This window comes from Saccharopolyspora gregorii, from assembly GCF_024734405.1.
In the GTDB taxonomy this organism is placed as follows: domain Bacteria; phylum Actinomycetota; class Actinomycetes; order Mycobacteriales; family Pseudonocardiaceae; genus Saccharopolyspora_C; species Saccharopolyspora_C gregorii.
In genome coordinates, this window is sequence record NZ_CP059556.1 from 2,316,970 (window position 1) to 2,334,249 (window position 17,280).

The following is a 17,280-nucleotide window of genomic DNA, read 5'->3' on the forward strand; positions in this document are numbered from 1 at the left end:
GCCGATGTGTCCGCATGTGTCGGTGCGGTCGCTACGATCGAGGACTTGGCGTGTGAGGCGAGATCCGGCTCGTCGCGGACATCCTCGACCAGCGGGAGGCGTCGTGAGTGCACTTGGTTGGCGCAAGTCCAGCCGCAGCGTCAACACGGACAACTGCGTCGAAGTCGGGCGGTCGGCGGGCGGTGCCGCGGTGCGGGACACGAAGGACCGGGCCGCCGGGTACTTCGCCGTGCCGCGACCGCGGTGGTCGGAGTTCCTGGCGGCGCTCAAGTCGGGTCGCCTCGCCGCTGAAGCACGGTGAACGGCCCGTTCGGCCGAGCGGATCGGACGAACGGGCCGTTCACCCGCGGTGCGTCAGCGAGAGGTGGACTTCTCCGGGCGGCTGCCGAGGGCTTCGCCGCGGCGGCAGGCCAGGTACCAGCGGTGCCCGTTGTCGTACCAGCGCATTCCCTTGCGCACGGCCGGAACCTGCGTCGCCTGGTGCATCCGGTACTGCCACGGCGACTGGGCGCCGCCGCGCGCGGCCATCGCGTACGCCACGTCCACCGCCTCCCGGTCGAGATAGCGGTCCGCCCGCTCGAACCAGGCCATGCTGGTGCGCCCGGCCGCCTGCAGCGGGCGCAGCGCGCTGCGGCCCTGCTGGTCGAAGTCGCGCAGCGCGGTGTCCAGGTGCTCGTGGTCGTGCAGCTTCTGCGCCAGGATCATCGCGTCCATGATGGCCAGCCGGGTGCCGGAACCGATGCTGAAGTGCGTGGTGTGCGCGGCATCGCCGAGCAGCATCACGTTCTCGTAGCGCCAGCTCCGGTTGAGCACCTGGGTGAACCGCTGCCACCGCGCCGGTTGGCCCCGGGAGCGGCTGATCAGCGAATGCCCTTCGAGGGGCTTCTCGAAGATCTTCTCCAGCAGCCGCACGGCGTCCTCGTCGCTGCGCTCGTCGAAGCCGAGCGCCTTCCAGGTCTGCTCGGTGGTCTCCACGATGCAGGTGCTCACGCCGGCGCTGGACGGGTAGGCGTGGAACCAGATCCAGCCCGCCGAGGTCCGCTCGAACGCGAACGTGAACCGGTCGAAGACCTTGTCCGTGCCCAGCCAGATGTAGGGGTTGTTGCCCGTCTCCACCCGGGTGCCGAACTCGTCCTCGTGCAGCGAGCGCACCTTGCTGCCCGCTCCGTCCGCGCCGATGATCAGATCGCTGTCGGCGAGCTCGTCGAGGCTCTGCACGTCGTGCTCGTAGCGGATGTCCACGCCCAGGTCGGTGGCGCGCTCGGCCAGCACGTCCAGCAGCGTCGCCCGGTTCACGCTGAACCCGTAGCCGCCGAGGAAGCCGAAATCGGTGCCGCCGAGCACCACCTGCTGCTCCTGCCACAGCGTGGACGCGGACCGGATCTGCTGCGCGCTCTCCGCATCGTTGGCGTACAGCGGATCCAGCAGGTTGTCCCAGTACACGACGCCCCACCCGTAGGTGGCGCCCGGCGGATCACGCTCGATGACGGTGATGTCGTGCCCGGCGTCGCGCAGCTTCGCGGAGATCGCGAAGTACAGCCCGGCCGGTCCAGCACCTACGCACGTGATCTTCATGGGCACCTCCTGGACGAGGACGGCGGTGTGCCGCCCGGTTGTCGTTGCGCTGTCACGTGTGCTCCCGCGTGCCGCCGTTGCGCTGCGCGGGCGCGCCGTGCACCACTTCCTCCGACGGGTGGTGCAGGTGGTACAGGTGCGCGTAGCCGTTGTTGCCCGCCAGCAGCTCCGAATGCGTGCCGAGGCCGGTGACCCGCCCGTGGTCCAAGTAGAGGATCTTGTCCGCGTCGGTGACGGTGAGCAGGTTGTGCGAGATGACGATCGTGGTCCGCCCCGCCATCAACCGGTTCAGCGGACCGAGGATCCGTTGCCCCGCCTCGGCGTCCAGGCTCGCGGTCGGCTCGTCCAGCAGCAGGATCGGCGCGTCCCGGATCATCGCGCGGGCGATCGCGATGCGCTGGCGCTGCCCGCCGGAGAGCAACCGGCCGCGCTGGCCGACGCGGGTCTCGTAGCCGTCGGGCAGCGCGACGATGAAGTCGTGCGCGTCGGCGGCGCGCGCGGCGTCCACCAGTTCCGCGCGGTCCGCATCCGGTTTGCCCGCGCGGATGTTGTCCTCGATCGTGCCGTCCAGCAGCAGCGTCTCCTGCAGCACGATCGCGATGTGCGAGCGCAGCTCCTTCGGATCCAGCTCGCGCAGGTCCGCGCCGTCCAGCGAGATGCTGCCGCGGTCCGGGTCGTAGAACCGCAGCAGCAGCTTCGTCAACGTCGACTTCCCCGCGCCGCTGGCGCCGACGACGGCGACGCGTTCCCCGGGCTCCGCGGTGAGGTCCACGTCGTGCAGCACCTCGTCGGCGGTGTCCGGGTAGTGGAACCCGACCCGGTCCAGCCGCACCGCACCGCGCACCCGGTCCAGCCGCTTCGGGTTCCGCGGGGCGGGCACGTGCGGGCGCTGGTCGAACAGCTCCAGGATGCGTTCCGCGCTCGCCGCCGCCCCGTAGATCACGTTCGACAGCTGGCCGAGGTTGCTCACCGGCGAGTACAGCTGCGACAGGTACACCAGGAACGCCAGCAGCCCGCCGAGGGTGATCCGGCCGGACGCCAGCTCCCAGATGCCGACGCCGACGATCGCCATGATCGCCAGCACTTCCAGCAGGTCCACCAGCGGCTCGAACAGGCCGCCGATGCGGGCCGCGGACAGCTCCGCGGACAGGCTGGACCGGCTCTGCCGGGTGAACCGCCGCACCTCCGCGGACTCGCGGCCGTAGGCCTGGATCAGCGGGGCGTTGCCGAGGCTCTCCTCCGCGACGGTGCCGATCGACCCGGTGCGGCCGGCGACCTCCCGGGACGCCGACTTGATGCGCATCGCGAAGAACCGCGCCACCGCCAGGAACAGCGGCACCACCAGCAGCGCCACCACCGTGAGCCGCCAGTCCAGGTAGAACAGCACCCCGGCGAACACCACGATCTTCACCAGCGACGCCACCGTCTGCGTGATGCCCGACAGCACCAGGCTCTCGATGGAGGCCACGTCGGTGGTGAGCCTGCTCAGCGTGTCGCCGAGCCTGCGCCGGTCGAAGAAGTCCACCGACAACGTGTGCAGGTGGGTGAACACCCGGATCCGCAAGCGGTTCAGGAAGTGCTCACCGATCCACACCGTCAGGTAGCTCTCGCCGAACCCGACGACGCCCATCACGATCGTGATCCCCGCGTACGCGACGGCCACCAGCGGGAACAGCGAGAAGTCCCGCGGCGTCAGCACGTCGTCGATGAGGACCTTGAACAACCAGATCGCCGCCGCGTCCAGCAGCGGCGACACCAGCACCAACCCCAAGCTGAGCACCATGTACCAGCGGAACGGTCGCGCGTCCGGCCAGAACCGCCGGAACACCTCCCGCACCCCGATCGATGGCGCGGTCTCCACCAAACCCGCCTCTTCGGCGACCGGTGGGTCGAACAACCACCGAATCGGTCCCCGCACGACTTACCCCCTGTTGCCGACGGGCGTGACGCCCGCACCAGGGAAGGTGCGGGCGTCACCCGGACGTTGAGCCAAGCTGTTACTTGCAGCCGCAGCCGTGGCCCCAGCCGTGTCCCCAACCGTGGCCCCAGCCCCAGCCGTGGCCCCAGCCCCAGCCGTGGCCCCAGCCGTTGCCCCAGCCGTGCTTGCGGCGGCGGTTGTTGTTCACGTACACGAAAACGCTGCTGCCTTTGCCCATCGCCATGCACCTTTCCGTATTGCCGACTTCCCCCGGAGAAGAACGTCATCGTCGACATTCCGCTCGTCGGTCGGTGTCGTCGTTGGACATCGGACCGCTGGTGATGCCGCCCGGGCCGGGCCCGGAGATCGGCGCACTCCTCCAGTGGCTTTCCGAAAGGTAGGTGCCCCCCATGTGGCGGAACAACCCGACCTGACAACGAGTAAACGCCATGTCACCGAGCTTGCACAGAGGACTATCGACCCTGATTTCCCGCTGAACCAACGGGTTCTGCTTTCCCGCGGTGCTGGCCGCACCCGCTCGCGCGTGGTTCCTTGTGGGGGCGCCGGACACGAGGAGGAGCGGATGGACCTGCGCGCGTGGGCGGACCGGGCGGTGGCCGAGATCGGTGCGTGGCAACGGGCATTCGGCGAGTTCGCGCCGCACCCGGACGCCGTCGTGCCCGACGAGGAGTTCGGCCCCGCGTTCGCCGAACTGCTCGACCGGTTGCGCGGCACCTACCCGTTCCACCACCCCCGCTACCTCGGACAGCTGATCAAGCCGCCGCACCCGGCGGCCGTCGTCGGCTACTTGGCGGCGATGCTGCTGAACCCGAACAACCACGCGCTCGACGGCGGACCGGCCACCACCGGGCTGGAGCGGGAGGCGGTGGACCGGCTCGCGGCGATGCTGGGGATGCCGGGCGCGCTGGGCCACCTCACCGGCAGCGGCACCATCGCGAATCTCGAATCCCTCTACGTGGCAAGGGAAACCCGGCCCGGAGCGGCCATCGCGCACAGCGCGGACGCGCACTACACGCACGCCCGGATGTGCCATCTGCTGGGCGTGCGCTCGGTGCCGATCCCGGTGGACGCGGTAGGGCGGATCGACGTGGCGGCGCTGGATTCGCTGCTGGGGGAGCAGGACGTCGGGACCGTGGTGCTCACCGCCGGGACCACCGGGCTCGGTGCCGTCGATCCGATCCACGAGGTGCTGGAGCTGCGGCGGCGGCACGACTTCCGGATCCACGTCGACGCGGCCTGCGGCGGGTTCTTCGCGCTCATCGCCGATGACGCGCCGGACGGGGTGGCGGCCGCGCCGTTCCGCGCCATCGCCGAGTGCGACTCGGTGGTAGTGGACCCGCACAAGCACGGCCTGCAGCCCTACGGGTGCGGGGCGGTGCTGTTCGCGGACCCCGCGGTGGAGCGGTACTACCGGCACGAGTCGCCGTGGACGTACTTCACCTCGGCGGAACCGCACCTGGGCGAGATCTCCCTGGAATGCTCCCGATCCGGGGCCGCCGCTGCCGCGCTGTGGCTGACGCTGCGGGTGCTGCCGCCCACGCCGGACGGCCTCGGCCGGGTGCTGCGCGCGGGCAGGCGGGCCGCGCTGGGCTGGGCGGAGCTGCTGGCGGACTCGGCGGTGCTGTCCGCGTACCAGCGGCCGGAGCTCGACGTGCTCGGCATCGTGCCCGCCGCGCCCGGCATGGCGGCGCTGGACGAGCGCACCCAGCGGGTGCTGCACGGCGGGATGCGCGCCGAGCCCGGCGAAGCCGTGCACTTGGCGGCGATGGAGGTCACCGCGGCCGACCTGGCGCGGCGCGGCCACCGGCTGCGCGCCGACGTGCCGACCGCGCGGGTGCTGCGCAGCGTGCTGCTGAAACCGGAGCACGAGCACTGGATCCGCCGCTGCCACACCGATCTGGAGGCGCTCGCCCGGCGCGCCGCGGAGTGAGCGGTTTGCTCCGCCGGGTGACCGGGCACCCGGGTGGGGCGCTCGCCGGGTGACCGGACGGGCGCCGCACCGTGCCACGTTGATCGAAACCGGGGGTCCCATGTCCACTCGTTCGTCTGTCCGCGCCAGGAGGGTTCGCCCGGAATTCCTGCACACCATGTGGGACGAGTCCCGCCGGATCGCCGACGCCCGCCACCGCTTCCTGCACGGCGGGAACCCCGAACCCCGGCGCGGCCGCACCGTCCCCGCACCGCGCTGATCCGGGTGGGCCGCTCCGAGCGGGCGGCCCGCTCACCGGACGATCTCCACGAGTCGACGCCCACCAGCCCGCGCACGCCGGGCGGGTGGGCGTCGACCTGTCGGGCCGGCCCGGGTGGCACGTCCATCCGGCGGTCCGGACGAGCGGAGGGCTCAGCCGGTCAGCCAGCGGGTCACCGCGGTGGTGAGGGCCTCGGTCCACCGGGCGAGGAGGACCGCGCCCTCGGCGGCGGTCGCGCCCGCCGGGTCGCCTAGGACGCCGTTGGGGCTCACGGCGCGGACGCCACCGGCGCGCAGCCGGTCGATGAGCCGGGGCAGCGGTTCGATGTTGCCCGCGGCGGCGTCCGGGAGGGTGACCTCGGCCGGGTGCAGGTGCAGCATCGCGGAGGTCTCGGTGCGTCCGGCGTGGCTGTCGTCGGCCGGCCCGTCCGGGCACCACGCCAGCACGCGCCTGCCCTCGCCGCGCAGCTGCTCGGCGGCCCGGTGCACGGTGGGCAGGTTGCCGCCGTGCCCGTTCACCAGCACCACCCCGGTGAACCGGTCCGCGGACCGCACCAGTTCCACCAGCAGCAGCCACAGCGCCTCGTGCCCGATGGAGAGCGTGCCGGGGAAGGCGGCGTGCTCCCCGCTGGCGCCGTAGGGCACGGCCGGGCCGACGACGACCTCCGGCAGCCGCCGGGCCAGCCGGGCGCAGAGCGCTTCGGCGATGGCGGTGTCGGTGCGCAGCGGCAGGTGCGGCCCGTGCTGCTCGGTGGCACCGAGCGGGATCGCCAGCACCCGCGCGGCGTCGTCGAGTTCGGTCCAGCGCAGCGCGTGCAGGCTCATCGCGTCGTCCTCCCGGTGAACCGCGGCAGCAGCGGCGCCGCCGACCGCTCCCGCGCGCACCCGGCCCACACCCCGCACCCGTAGGCGAGGTCGTCGAGCACCCGCAGCGCGAACCAGCGCGGCCCGCGCCGGGCCCGCAACGTCTCCCACGCGCAGGGCAGCACCGCCAGCAGCAGCACCGGCCGGGTCCGCCGGGAGGCCGCGGCCAGCGGGAACCAGGCGCGCCGCACCGCCTCCGCCAGCAGCCGCCCCGCGCCGAGGTGCCCGCGCACCGCCAGCCGCCACGCCTCCCGGTCCGGCACGCCGTGCGCCCGCAGCTTCCGCGGCAGCACGGCGGCGCTGCCCGTCGCGAGCCCCGCGGCCAGCACCGGCCGCCCCGCCACCAGCGCCGCCCAGGACGCCGCGCTCCACGGCGACAGCCGGGCGCAGCAGAGCCTGCCCGGGTGGCGGCGGGCCAGCGGGGCGGCGGAGGTGCCGTAGTCGAAGCGTTGCCGCAGCCAGGACTGCAACCCGCTGCGCGGCCGGTGCCGCACCACCGACCCGGGCGCGTAGCGCACCACCGCGCCGGAGTCGACGATCCGCCACACCAGGTCCACGTCCTCGCCGAACCGCAGCGCCTCGTCGAACCCGCCGAGCTCGGCCAGCGCGGCCCGGCGCACCACGAGCGCGGCGCTGGGCACGTAGCCGACCCGGCTCATCGGCCGTACGCCCGCGGGCAGCGCCCCGAGGTCGAGCCCGCCGCGGTCGGCCTCGTAGCAGGTGATCGCCCCACCGCCCGCGGCGCTGCGGACGCGGGGCGCCACCGCGTGCACGGCGGGATCGGTGAACTGGCGCAGCAGCGGCGCGAGCCACCCCGGTTCGGGCAGCACGTCGGCGTCGAGGAACGCGACGAGTTCGGTGCGCGCCCGCCGCCAGCCGGTGTTGCGGGCGGCCGCGGGCCCGCGCGCGACCGGATGCCGGAGCTCGGCGGCGGGCTCCCGCGAGCCGTCGTCGACGACGATCCGGTGCGGCAGGTCGGCGGTCGCGGCCAGCACCCGCGCCAGGCCGGCCGGATCGTCCTTCACCGGCACCACCAGCGTCACGTCGGCGGGCCCCAGCACGCCCGCGGGCGGCTCCGGGTGGGCGAGCCCGGAGTCCAGCAGCCGCCGCGCCAGCGCGCCGCCCTCCCGCACCGGTTCGCCCGCGAACCACCGGTCGACCAGCCGCGCGGCGCGCGCCCCCACCCGCAGCAGCCGCACCGGGGAGCCGCCCAGCAGCACCTGCCCGTCGCGGGCGCGCCGCAGCGACGGGTCCGGCACCAGCCGCGTGCCCGGGGGGACCGGTGCGCTCATGCGGTGAACCCGCCGTCGGCGTGCACCGCGGTGCCGGTGATCGCGGACGAAGCGGGCGAGCACAGGAACTCCACCACGGCCGCCACCTCGTCGGGCTCCAAGATCCGTTCGATGAGCTGGTGCTCCGCGAAAGCGTCCACATCGGACAGACCGTAGATCTCGGCGGTGGCCCGCAGCATCTCGGTGCGCGTCGAGCCGGGGGAGACGGCGGTGGCGCAGATCCCGGTGCCGCGCAGGTCGGTCGCCAGCCCCCGCACGAGCCCCAGCACGGCGTGCTTGGCCGCGTTGTAGGAGGTGAGCCGCCACAGCCCGGTGTGCGCGGCCGCGGAGGCCAGCGCCACGAACCGCCCGGTCCGCGGCTCGGGACGGCGCAGCAGCGCGGGCACGGCGGCGCGCGCCAGGTGCGCGGTGCCGTCCACGCCGACGGAGAACGACGCCGCCCACTCGGACTCGTCGGCCTCCCAGAACGGGCGCCCGCCCGCCATCAGCGCCGCGGCGGCGACGGCGGCGTCCAGGCCGCCGAAGCGCTGCTCGGCGAGGGCGACCGCATCGCGCAGCGCCCGCGGGTCCTGCACGTCGGCGGCCACGTCGAGCACGGCGCCCGGGTGCTCGGCGGCGAGCTCGGCCAGCTGCTCGGCGGTGCCCAGCGGGTAGGGCACCCGGGGGTCGTCGGCGCAGCGGTCCACCGCCACCACCCGCCAGCCGTGCCCGGCGAGCCGCCGCACCACCGCCGCCCCGATGCCGCGGGCCGCGCCGGTCACCACCGCCACCCGCTCAGCCATCGAGGTAACCCTCGGCGCGCAGGAAGGCCAGCAGCTCGTCGGCGGCTTCCGCCGGGTCGTCGGTGACCACCACGCGTGGCGGGTCGGACCGCTGCCCGGCGCCGGTGAGCTCCCGCAGCCGCCGCAGCGGATCGGCCCCGGCGGGCGCGGGCAGTTCCTTGGCTCGCGGCCGGTAGCCGTGCGCGGCGGTGAGCGGTGGCGGATCCGGGGCGGCCCGGGCCGCGACGACCGGAACCTCGGCGGAACGCGCCGCCAGCACGGCGGGGAGCGCGGCGGTGCGCGGGCGCACCCCGGCGGCCTCCACCGAGCACACGGCGGGCAGCGGCACCGCCAGCCGCTCCCGGCGCCCCCGGTCCAGCCTGCGCAGCGCCCGCAACCGGCCGTCGGCGGCGGGTTCGGTGTCGAGGGACACCAGGCCGAGCGCCTGCGCGCAGCCGAACTCGGCGGCCAGCAGCGCCGGGGTGGCACCGGTCCCGCGGTCCGGCGAGTGGTCCCCGGTGAGCACCAGGTCGGGCGCGCCGAACCGCTCGCGGACCGCGGCGGCGAGCGCCACCGCCGTGCCCGCGCCGGAATCGGCGGCCCGCGGATCGGGTTCCCCGGCCGGTTCGACCCGCAGCACCTCGTCCGTGCCGGAGGCCAGTGCCCCGCGCAGCAGCTCGTCCGCGCCCGCCGGGGCGAGGCTCACCGCCGCGCACCGGCCGCCGGTGGACCCGGCCAGCCGCAGCCCCAGCTCCAGCGCCGCCGCGTCCGCGGCGGAGGCGCCCGCGGACCGGTCCGACGTCCGCACCCGGCCGGACAGCGGATCCACCTCGGCCCGCTCGTCCACCCAGCGCAGCGCCACCACCACGAACATCCCGCTCACCCCTTCCGGAACACGACGCCGTGCCCGCCCGCCGGGTACTCCCAGGTGATGGCGCCGCTCTCGTCGCACACCTGGTAGCAGGTGCCGCACTCGAAGCACTGCTCGTAGTTGAACAGGATGCCGCCGTCGTCGGTGGGCACGAACAGGTTCGCCGGGCACGCGGTCACGCACGCGCGGGTCGTGCAGGAACGGCACACCTCGGTGTCCACCGCGATGTGCGGTTTCCCGGACACCCGGAAGTCCACGTGGGACATCCGCTCTTCGAAGGAGATGTCGTGGTACGGATCGACCATCGCCGTCCCTTCCTTCCCGTCCGATCAGCCGAAGGTCCGCAAGCCGGTGAGGGCGTCCTTGGCGAGGTCCCGCATCCGCACCCCGTTGCGCTTCGCGGCCCGGCGCAACAACGCGCGGAATCCGGGTTTCGGCCGCGGGTTGTCCACTGCGAACACGGACTCGGCGAAGTCGCACAGCAGGCCGGGATACCGCTGCTGCATCCGCTCGGAGAGCACGAGCCCCGGCGCGTCGCGCAGTCGCTCGTGGTCGGCGAGCACGAAGGAGCTCCGCAGCGCGGAGCGGTACCCGGCGAGACCGGCCGCCGAGGTGTCGCCGGTGGCGAGCGCGGTGGCCGCGGCGCGGCCCGCGCACATGCCGGAGCCGAGCGCGAAGTTCACGCCCTCCAGCCAGATCCCCGCCGCCAGGCACATCCCGGCCGCGTCTCCGGCCAGCAGCAGCCCGTCGGCGATCAGCGGCGGCATCGTCCGGTAGCCGCCTTCGGGGATGAGGTGCGCGGAGTACTCGACGAGTTCGCCGCCGCGCACCAGCGGCGCGATCGACGGGTGCCGCTTCAGCTCGGCCAGCAGGTGCTCCGGGCGCACCTTCGCCCGCGCGAGCCCGCGCAGGCCGAGGACGAGGCCGATGCTCACCGATTCCGCGTTGGTGTAGAGGAATCCGCCGCCGGGCACCTTCCCGGTGCACCCGAGCATCTCCACGTCCACGCCGCCGCTGCCGGTGACGCCGAAGCGCTCGTCGATGACCCCGCGCGGCAGCGCCAGCGTCTCCTTCACGCCGAGGGTGGTGTGCGAGGCCTGGTCGCCGCCGAGCAGACCGGCCTGCTTCGCCAGGAACGAGTTCACCCCGTCGCAGGCCAGCACGACCCGCGCGGTGAGGTCGCCGTCCGGCCGGTCGGTGCGCACCCCGTGCACGGCGCCGTCGGCGGTCCGCAGCAGCGCCACCACCACCGTGGACGGCACCAGCACCGCCCCGGCCCGCTGCGCGTGCTCGGCGAGCCACGGGTCGAACTCGGCGCGGTGCGTGGTGGCGCCGTTGTGCGGTGCCCGGCCCCAGTTCTCGTTGCGGAAGTCGACGGTCAGCGAGCGCGCCCCGGACAGCACCATCGTCTGCCTGCGGGTCACCCACCGCTGCACCGGCATCTCCTGCTGCCAGCCGGGGATCAGCCCGTCGAGGACGCGTCCGTAGACGACGCCGCCGTAGACGTTCTTCGAACCGGGGAACGGTCCGCGCTCCAGCAGCGCCACGCTCCGCCCGGCGCGGGCCAGTTCCAGCGCGGCGGCCGATCCGGCCGGTCCGGCGCCGACGACGATGGCGTCGAAGTCGTAGCGCTGCGGCCGCGGTATCGGCACGGCGGCGGTGGACGGTCCGGCACCCCGGTCAGACATGGTGCTCCTCCTCGATCCGGGCGAGCCTGCGCACCAGTTCGGCGAGCAGCCGTTGCGCGTCGGTGACGAGGCCGAGATCGGCCATCGCGGTCATGGGGCAGCTGGCGTCGGTGTTCACCGACACCACGTGCCCGGATGCGTCGAGCCCGCCGAGGTGCTGGGCGGCGCCGGACACCCCGAAGGCCAGGTACAGCTCGGGGGACACCACGGCACCGGTGGTGCCGATCTGCCGCTCGGGCGCGGCCCAGCCGGCGTCGGTGACCACGCGGGTCGCTCCGACGGAGGCACCGAGGGCGGCGGCGAGTTCCTCCAGCAGCGCCACCGATTCCGGCCCGGTCAGGTCCCCGCGGGCGAGCCCCGCCCCGGCGCCGAGCAACCGGCGCGCCTCGCCGAGCTCGGCGGTCGCCGGATCCGGTTCCAGCACTTCCAGCACCTCCGCGTCCGGAACCGGCGGGAGCGAAACGTCCACATCGGACACATCGGGGAGTCCGCCCGCAGGCAGCGCCCCGCGCACCCCTGGCACCAGCGACACCACGCAGCGCACCGGGGTGCGGACGGCCGCGGTGAGCCTGCCGTCCCAGCGCACCAGGTCCGTGCCCGTCGCGTCGGTGCGGGTCGCCCCCGCCAGCAGCGGCCGGTCCAGCGCGGCCGCCAGCCGGGGCGCGAGGTCCCGGCCGTCCGGCGAACCCGGCAGCACCACCCGCGGCACCTCCGCCAGCAACGGCGCGAGCGCGGCGGCGTACGCGCCCGGCGCGAAGTTCCCGGTCTCCGCGCACCACGCCCGGCGCAGCGGCGGCAGCTCCGCGACCGCCCGGCGGCAGCCGGAACCGACCAGCACCGCGGCGCCACCGGCCTCCGCGACCGCCTCGTCCCCGCCCACCGGCGGCACGCCGTCCCGCACGAACAGCACCGCGACCACGTCCCCCTTCACAGCGCCACCGCCGCCCGATGTCCTTCCAGCACCGCCGCGTGCGCCCGCCGCGGCGCCACGCAGTCACCGACCCGGTGGACGGGCAGCTCGCCGGAAGCGGACAGCTCCAGCCACAGCTCCTCTTCGGGCTCCTGGTGCGTCGCGCACACCACCCAGTCGAACACCTCCGTGCCGCTCGCGCCGGTGGTGTGCTTGAGCAGCTGCACCCGCACCCGGCCGTCGTCCGCGGCGGAGGCGTCGAGCACCACCTCGTCGGTGGTCTGCTCGATGCTCTTGGCGGCGGCGCGCACCGCGAACGACTCCAGGTCCAGCGTGATGCCGAGGTCCTGGCCGACGACCATCCCGGGGGTGCTGATCCGCACCGCGCAGCCCCGGTCCGCGAGCAGCTCGGCCACCGAGCTCGCCTGGTGGAACCCGAGCTCGTCCACCACCAGCACCTGCCCGGACGGCGCCGCGCGTCCCTCCAGCACGTCCCGCACGTCCACCACGCGCGCCAGGTCGCCGGCCCAGTGCGGGCGCTGCGGCCGCGCGCCCGTCGCCAGGACCACCACGTCGGGTCGCCGCGCGCGCAGCGACTCGGCGGTGGCGTGCTCCCCGGTGCGGACCTCGACGCCGTACCGGCGGCACTCGGCGAGCGAATTCCGCACCACGTCGAGGAATTCGGCGCGCTGCGGCACGCTCGCCGCCACCGCGACCTGCCCGCCGGTGGTGGCGCGGCGCTCCAGCAGCGTCACCCGGTGCCCGCGCTGCGCGGCCGTCGCCGCGGCCTGCAACCCGCCCGGACCACCGCCGACGACCACGACCCGCTTCGCGGCGCGAGGTGACGGCAGCGGCACGGATTCCTTGCCGGTGCGGGGGTTCTCGATGCAGCCGAGCCAGCGGTTCAGGCCCATCCGGCCCACGCACTCCTGGTTGCAGGACAGGCAGGTGCGGATGTCGGCGGCGTGCCCGGAGCGCGCCTTGGCGGCGAATTCCGCGTCGGCGATCTGGCCGCGCACCACGCCGATCAGGTCCGCGTGCCCGTCGGCCAGCGCGCGGTCGGCCTGCACCGGGTCCTTGAACCGGCCCACCCCGACCACCGGCAGCTCCACCGCCTTGCGCAGCGCGCTCGGGATGAACAGGGCGTAGCCGGGCGGCACGCTCATCGACGCCTCGATCATGTGCAGCGTGGCGGTGGCGACCCCGATCGAGGTGTTCACGTAGTCCACGGCGCCGGTCGCCTCGACCAGCCGCGCCACCGCCACCGTCTCGTCGATGGTGGTGCCGCCGTCGATGAGCTCGTCGCCGCACAACCGCACGCCCAGCGCCAGATCGGGGCCGATCACCTCCCGCACCGCCGCGACCAGCCGCAGCAGCAGCCGCGCCCGGTTCGGCAGCGCGCCGCCGTACTCGTCGGTGCGCGCGTTCGTCGCCGGGGACAGGAAACCGCGCACGATCGACGAGTGCGAGCACTGCAGCTCCACGCCGTCGAAGCCGCCGTCCCGGCAGTGCCGCGCCACGGTCGCGTACCCGGCGACGACCTCGTCGATCTCGGCGTGGTCCACGGCCTTCGGCACTTCGCGGAACAGCGGGTCCGGCACCGGCGACGGCGCCCACACCGGCAGCCGCGAGTACATCCCGGACGCCTGCCCGCCGTTGTGGTTGAGCTGGGCGAAGATCGGCACCCCGTGCGCGTGCACCGCCTCGGTGATCCGCCGGTAGCCGGGCACGACCTCGGGGTGGAAGCCGTGGATCAGTTTCTCGTACGGCCAGTCGGTGGGGTGGGTGGAGTGCTCCTCGGTGATGATCAGCCCGGCGCCGCCCGCGGCCCGCGCCGCGTAGTAGGCGGCGTGCTGCTCGGTCGGCAGCCCGCCCTCGGCGTAGTTCGTCAGGTGCGCGGAGAACACGATGCGGTTCGCGACGGTGACCGGTCCGAGCCGCAGCGGCCGGAACAGGTGCCGGTAGCGGCCGGTGGCGCTCATGCCGTCACCGCCAGGTCGCGGGAGAGGGCGAGCGCGGCGCGGCGCCCCTCCCGGATGGCCTCGTGCGCGGTGCGCGGCGCCACCCGGTCGCCGACGGTCGTGCCGAAGTCCGGCGGCGGAGCGGGGTCGGGCAGCCGGTGCCCGCAGTGCACGACGAGCTCGGCGGGCAGGGTCCGTTCGGCGCCGGTGAACACGTCGGCCAGCCGCACTTCGCCGGGCCGCACCGCGCGCAGCAGGCTGCGCTTGGCGAGCACCACCCCGGCGCGCTGCAACCGGGCGTTCGCGTCCGCCAGGTCGCCGGTGCGGGCCAGCTGGGTGCCGATCACCTGGTCCTGGCTGATGATCGAGACCTCCCGCCCGGTGGCGGCGAGCAGTTCGGCGACCGCGACCCCGGTGGCGTCGCCGACCGGGTCGAACACGGCGACCGGGCCGTCCGGCAGCACCTCGTCGAGCCGCTCGTCGCGGACCGCGCGCAGCAGGCCGGCGGCCTCCAGCACCGGTCCGGCGCTCGCGTAGTGCCGCGGCCCGGGTGCGGAACCCGTTGCGGCGACGAGGAATTCCCCCGGTTCGGGTCGGGCGTCCGCGCCGGTGGTAATCGGGACGCCGAGCTCCCGGACTTCCGCGACGAGCCAGTCGACCAGCGCGCCGAGCCGCGCCCGGCCGGGCAGCAGCGCCGCGAGCGCCAGCATCCCGCCGAGCCGGTCGGTGCGCTCCACCAGCCGCACCGGGTGCCCGCGCAGCGCCAGCACCCGCGCGGCCTCCAGCCCGGCAGGCCCGCCACCGGCCACCAGCACCGGTCGTCCGTTCCCGCTCCCGTCCGGGGCCGGGTCCGTGGTCTCGTGCCCGGTGCGCGGCTCGCCGAGGCAGCTCACCAGCGGGTTGCGGTCGTCGCGCACCCGGCACTGCTGGTTGGTGAGCGCGCACGGCCGGATCCGGCGCCCCGCCCGGACCTTCCGCACCAGGGCCGGGTCGGCGAGCTGCGCGCGCGTCATCTCCACCAGGTCCGCCGTCCCGTCGTCCAGCGCGGCCTGCGCCTGCGCCGGATCGACCACGGACCCCTGCAACACCACCGGAGCCGCCCCGGCCACGGCCTCGCGCACCGCGCGGCACAGCTCGCGGTTGAACCCGGGTTCCGCGTGCGCGTCGGGCGTGGTCGCGGCGGTGCCCATCGCGGAACCGCGCACCACGGCCAGGTAGTCCACCTCGGGGGCGAGCGCGGCGGCGAGCTCGGCGCCCTGCTCCGGGGTGATGCCGGCCCACGGCGCGAGCTCGTCGCAGGACAGCCGCAGGCCCAGCACCCGGCCGGCGCCGAGCTCGGCGCGCACCGCGGCGAGCACTTCCCGCAGCAGCCGGGACCGGTCGGTGCCGTACTCGTCGGCGCGCTGGTTCGTCAGGCCGGACAAGAACTGGCGCAGCAGCGAGAACTGCCCGGCGCCGATCTCCACACCGTCCACATCGGACTCGACGGCGATCCGGGCGGCGGTGGCGAAACCCCCGACGAGAGAACGGATCTCGCGGTTCTCCACCGCCATCGGCAGTTCCCGGCTCGCCACGTCCGCGACCCGCGACGGCGCCCACAGCGCCGACTGCGACCGCGCCGACGAACCCTGCGAGCCCGCGTGCCCGAGGCCCGCCAGCACCAGCGTCCCGTGCGGACGGCAGGCCGCCACGACCGCCGCCCAGCCCGGACCGCACTCGGCGGCCAGCGGGGCGCGCTCGTAGGGCCAGTCCGAGCCGTGCGCGCTCGCGACCTCGGTGACCACGACTCCGGCGCCGCCCGCGGCCCGCTCGGCGTAGTGGACGGCGTGGGCGCCGGACAGCGCGCGCCCGTCGCCGAGGTTCGTCTCGTGCGGCCCGAACAGCACCCGGGACGGCGCCGCGCGCCCGGCGAGCCGCACCGGCTCGGTGAGCCCGACCGCAGATCCGCTCATGTGGTGGGAGCCTTCCGTGGGAAGCGGGTGACCGGACCCGCCGGGTTCGTCCGGGCCGCTCGGGTCAGGGGCGGAAACCGGCGAGGGGACTGGTGTCGCAGGCCCGGTCCGGCACCGGCTGCTCGTCCGGCGGGCCCCAGCCGATGCCGACCGCGACCGGTTCCGGCCGCCGCCGGGGCGCGGTGCGGTGCGAGTGGTCCTTGTCCGGTTTCGGCACCGCGGTCCCGACCCCGGCCAGCGCGCGTTCCCCGTTGCCCAGCACGCATTCCGGGTCCGGCCCGTCCAGCGGCAGGCCGGTGAAGAACTTCGCCGCCATGCACCCGCCCTGGCACGCGTCGTAGGCGGTGCAGGACGTGCACGCGCCGCCGGCCTGCGGCGCGCGCAACCGCTCGAACAACTCCGATTCCCGCCACACCGCCCCGAATCCGCCCTCGTCGCGCACGTTGCCCGCGAGGAACTCGGAGTGGATCGCGAACGGGCAGGCGTAGACGTCGCCGATCGGGTCGATCAGGCACACCACGCGGCCCGCGCCGCACAGGTTCAGCCCCGGCAGCGGCGTGGAGCCGAGCGCGTTGAGGTGGAAGAACGAATCTCCGGTGAGCACGCCCTCGCCGTGCGCGATGAGCCAGTCGTAGATCTCCCGCTGCTGCCCGGCGGTCGGGTGCAGCTCGTCCCACACGTCGGCGCCGCGCCCGGACGGCCGCAGCCGGGTGAGGCGCAGCTGCGCGCCGTGCTCGTCCGCGATCTCCTTGAACCGGTCCAGCTGATCGACGTTCTCCCTGGTCAGCACGACGCTGATCTTGAAGTCGCGGAACCCGGCATCGCGCAGGTTGCGCATCGCCGCCATCGCCGTGTCGTAGGAGCCCGTCCCGCGCACCCGGTCGTTGACCTCCGCGGTCGCCCCGTCGAGGGACAGCTGCACGTCCACGTAGTCGGTGCCCGCCAGCCACCGCGCCCGCTCCGGCGTCAACCGCACCCCGTTCGTGGAGAACTTGACCCCCACCTGCTGATCCACGGCGTACTCGACGAGTTCCCAGAAGTCGGCGCGCACGGTCGGCTCGCCGCCGCCGATGTTCACGTAGAACACCTGCATCCGCTGCAGCTCGTCGAGGACGGCCTTGCACTCCGCGGTGGACAGCTCGCGCGGGTCGCGCCGCCCGGACGCGGACAGGCAGTGCACGCAGGACAGGTTGCACGCGTAGGTGAGTTCCCAGGTGAGGCAGATGGGGGAGTCCAGGCCGTGCTGGAAGTGCTCGACAAGCCGCATGTGCGCCTCCTC

At 74.6% G+C, this 17,280-nt stretch carries 16 protein-coding genes; 3 read left to right on the plus strand and 13 right to left on the minus strand.

From position 1 onward, the window contains the following. The first annotated feature begins 103 nt into the window (after window positions 1-103). Window positions 104-301 carry a DUF397 domain-containing protein gene (locus H1226_RS09950; RefSeq protein ID WP_258348620.1) on the plus strand — a complete coding sequence of 66 codons (198 nt, stop codon included), beginning with the start codon at window positions 104-106 and terminating at the stop codon, window positions 299-301. Between the two features lie 53 nt (window positions 302-354). Here the strand turns inward: H1226_RS09950 and H1226_RS09955 are convergent, their stop codons facing one another. The 3 genes from H1226_RS09955 to H1226_RS09965 all read right to left on the minus strand — a co-directional run bounded on the left by H1226_RS09955 (window position 355) and on the right by H1226_RS09965 (window position 3,731). After that, on the minus strand, window positions 355-1,575 hold the full coding sequence (locus H1226_RS09955) for an FAD-dependent monooxygenase (protein WP_258348621.1): 1,221 nt from the start codon (window positions 1,573-1,575) through the stop codon (window positions 355-357). Window positions 1,576-1,627: 52 nt separating this feature from the next. After that, on the minus strand, window positions 1,628-3,436 hold the full coding sequence (locus H1226_RS09960; RefSeq protein ID WP_258348628.1) for an ABC transporter ATP-binding protein: 1,809 nt from the start codon (window positions 3,434-3,436) through the stop codon (window positions 1,628-1,630). A 136-nt stretch (window positions 3,437-3,572) separates the two neighbouring features. After that, entirely contained in the window at window positions 3,573-3,731 is a 159-nt protein-coding gene (locus H1226_RS09965; RefSeq protein ID WP_224977615.1) for a hypothetical protein, read from the minus strand. Between the two features lie 345 nt (window positions 3,732-4,076). Here H1226_RS09965 and H1226_RS09970 point away from each other — a divergent pair, with 345 nt between their 5' ends. Beyond that, entirely contained in the window at window positions 4,077-5,444 is a 1,368-nt protein-coding gene (locus H1226_RS09970; protein ID WP_258348629.1) for a pyridoxal phosphate-dependent decarboxylase family protein, read from the plus strand. Between the two features lie 100 nt (window positions 5,445-5,544). Further along, the gene (locus H1226_RS09975) at window positions 5,545-5,703 is read left to right on the plus strand and encodes a hypothetical protein (protein ID WP_258348630.1); all 159 of its coding nucleotides are present in this window, start codon (window positions 5,545-5,547) and stop codon (window positions 5,701-5,703) included. 152 nt (window positions 5,704-5,855) lie between these two features. Here the strand turns inward: H1226_RS09975 and mftE are convergent, their stop codons facing one another. The 10 genes from mftE to mftC all read right to left on the minus strand — a co-directional run bounded on the left by mftE (window position 5,856) and on the right by mftC (window position 17,268). Then, a complete protein-coding gene (gene mftE, locus H1226_RS09980) occupies window positions 5,856-6,527 on the minus strand; it encodes a mycofactocin biosynthesis peptidyl-dipeptidase MftE (RefSeq protein WP_258348631.1) in 672 nt (223 codons plus the stop codon). After that, window positions 6,524-7,858 carry a mycofactocin biosynthesis glycosyltransferase MftF gene (gene mftF, locus H1226_RS09985; RefSeq protein WP_258348632.1) on the minus strand — a complete coding sequence of 445 codons (1,335 nt, stop codon included), beginning with the start codon at window positions 7,856-7,858 and terminating at the stop codon, window positions 6,524-6,526. Before mftF ends, mftE begins: the two co-directional genes overlap by 4 nt. Further along, window positions 7,855-8,640 (minus strand): mycofactocin-coupled SDR family oxidoreductase, encoded by a 786-nt coding sequence (locus H1226_RS09990; protein WP_258348633.1) that lies wholly within the window; start codon window positions 8,638-8,640, stop codon window positions 7,855-7,857. The genes mftF and H1226_RS09990 overlap by 4 nt, the downstream gene beginning before the upstream one ends. Further along, on the minus strand, window positions 8,633-9,493 hold the full coding sequence (locus H1226_RS09995) for a mycofactocin-associated electron transfer flavoprotein beta subunit (protein WP_258349386.1): 861 nt from the start codon (window positions 9,491-9,493) through the stop codon (window positions 8,633-8,635). The genes H1226_RS09990 and H1226_RS09995 overlap by 8 nt, the downstream gene beginning before the upstream one ends. A gap of 5 nt (window positions 9,494-9,498) precedes the next feature. After that, window positions 9,499-9,795, minus strand: a complete 297-nt coding sequence (locus H1226_RS10000) for a ferredoxin family protein (protein ID WP_258348634.1) — start codon at window positions 9,793-9,795, stop codon at window positions 9,499-9,501. Window positions 9,796-9,819: 24 nt separating this feature from the next. Continuing rightward, window positions 9,820-11,178 (minus strand): FAD-dependent oxidoreductase, encoded by a 1,359-nt coding sequence (locus H1226_RS10005; RefSeq protein ID WP_258348635.1) that lies wholly within the window; start codon window positions 11,176-11,178, stop codon window positions 9,820-9,822. Then, the gene (locus H1226_RS10010; RefSeq protein WP_258348636.1) at window positions 11,171-12,109 is read right to left on the minus strand and encodes a mycofactocin-associated electron transfer flavoprotein alpha subunit; all 939 of its coding nucleotides are present in this window, start codon (window positions 12,107-12,109) and stop codon (window positions 11,171-11,173) included. Before H1226_RS10010 ends, H1226_RS10005 begins: the two co-directional genes overlap by 8 nt. After that, complete coding sequence (locus H1226_RS10015) at window positions 12,106-14,070, minus strand: mycofactocin system FadH/OYE family oxidoreductase 2 (protein WP_258348639.1); 1,965 nt, start codon at window positions 14,068-14,070, stop codon at window positions 12,106-12,108. Before H1226_RS10015 ends, H1226_RS10010 begins: the two co-directional genes overlap by 4 nt. After that, the gene (locus tag H1226_RS10020; protein ID WP_258348640.1) at window positions 14,067-16,001 is read right to left on the minus strand and encodes a mycofactocin system FadH/OYE family oxidoreductase 1; all 1,935 of its coding nucleotides are present in this window, start codon (window positions 15,999-16,001) and stop codon (window positions 14,067-14,069) included. The genes H1226_RS10015 and H1226_RS10020 overlap by 4 nt, the downstream gene beginning before the upstream one ends. Window positions 16,002-16,065: 64 nt before the next feature. After that, window positions 16,066-17,268, minus strand: a complete 1,203-nt coding sequence (gene mftC / locus H1226_RS10025; protein WP_258348641.1) for a mycofactocin radical SAM maturase — start codon at window positions 17,266-17,268, stop codon at window positions 16,066-16,068. Window positions 17,269-17,280: the final 12 nt, after the last annotated feature.

Coding starts and splice junctions, on each gene's coding strand:
- H1226_RS10005 (WP_258348635.1), bottom strand. CDS start 11,178: ATGTCTGACCGGGGTGCCGGACCGTCCACCGCCGCCGTGCCGATACCG.
- H1226_RS10020 (WP_258348640.1), bottom strand. CDS start 16,001: ATGAGCGGATCTGCGGTCGGGCTCACCGAGCCGGTGCGGCTCGCCGGG.
- H1226_RS09970 (WP_258348629.1), top strand. CDS start 4,077: ATGGACCTGCGCGCGTGGGCGGACCGGGCGGTGGCCGAGATCGGTGCG.
- H1226_RS09995 (WP_258349386.1), bottom strand. CDS start 9,493: ATGTTCGTGGTGGTGGCGCTGCGCTGGGTGGACGAGCGGGCCGAGGTG.
- H1226_RS09965 (WP_224977615.1), bottom strand. CDS start 3,731: ATGGGCAAAGGCAGCAGCGTTTTCGTGTACGTGAACAACAACCGCCGC.
- mftE (WP_258348631.1), bottom strand. CDS start 6,527: ATGAGCCTGCACGCGCTGCGCTGGACCGAACTCGACGACGCCGCGCGG.
- mftC (WP_258348641.1), bottom strand. CDS start 17,268: ATGCGGCTTGTCGAGCACTTCCAGCACGGCCTGGACTCCCCCATCTGC.
- H1226_RS09990 (WP_258348633.1), bottom strand. CDS start 8,640: ATGGCTGAGCGGGTGGCGGTGGTGACCGGCGCGGCCCGCGGCATCGGG.
- H1226_RS10000 (WP_258348634.1), bottom strand. CDS start 9,795: ATGGTCGATCCGTACCACGACATCTCCTTCGAAGAGCGGATGTCCCAC.
- H1226_RS10015 (WP_258348639.1), bottom strand. CDS start 14,070: ATGAGCGCCACCGGCCGCTACCGGCACCTGTTCCGGCCGCTGCGGCTC.
- H1226_RS09955 (WP_258348621.1), bottom strand. CDS start 1,575: ATGAAGATCACGTGCGTAGGTGCTGGACCGGCCGGGCTGTACTTCGCG.
- mftF (WP_258348632.1), bottom strand. CDS start 7,858: ATGAGCGCACCGGTCCCCCCGGGCACGCGGCTGGTGCCGGACCCGTCG.
- H1226_RS09975 (WP_258348630.1), top strand. CDS start 5,545: ATGTCCACTCGTTCGTCTGTCCGCGCCAGGAGGGTTCGCCCGGAATTC.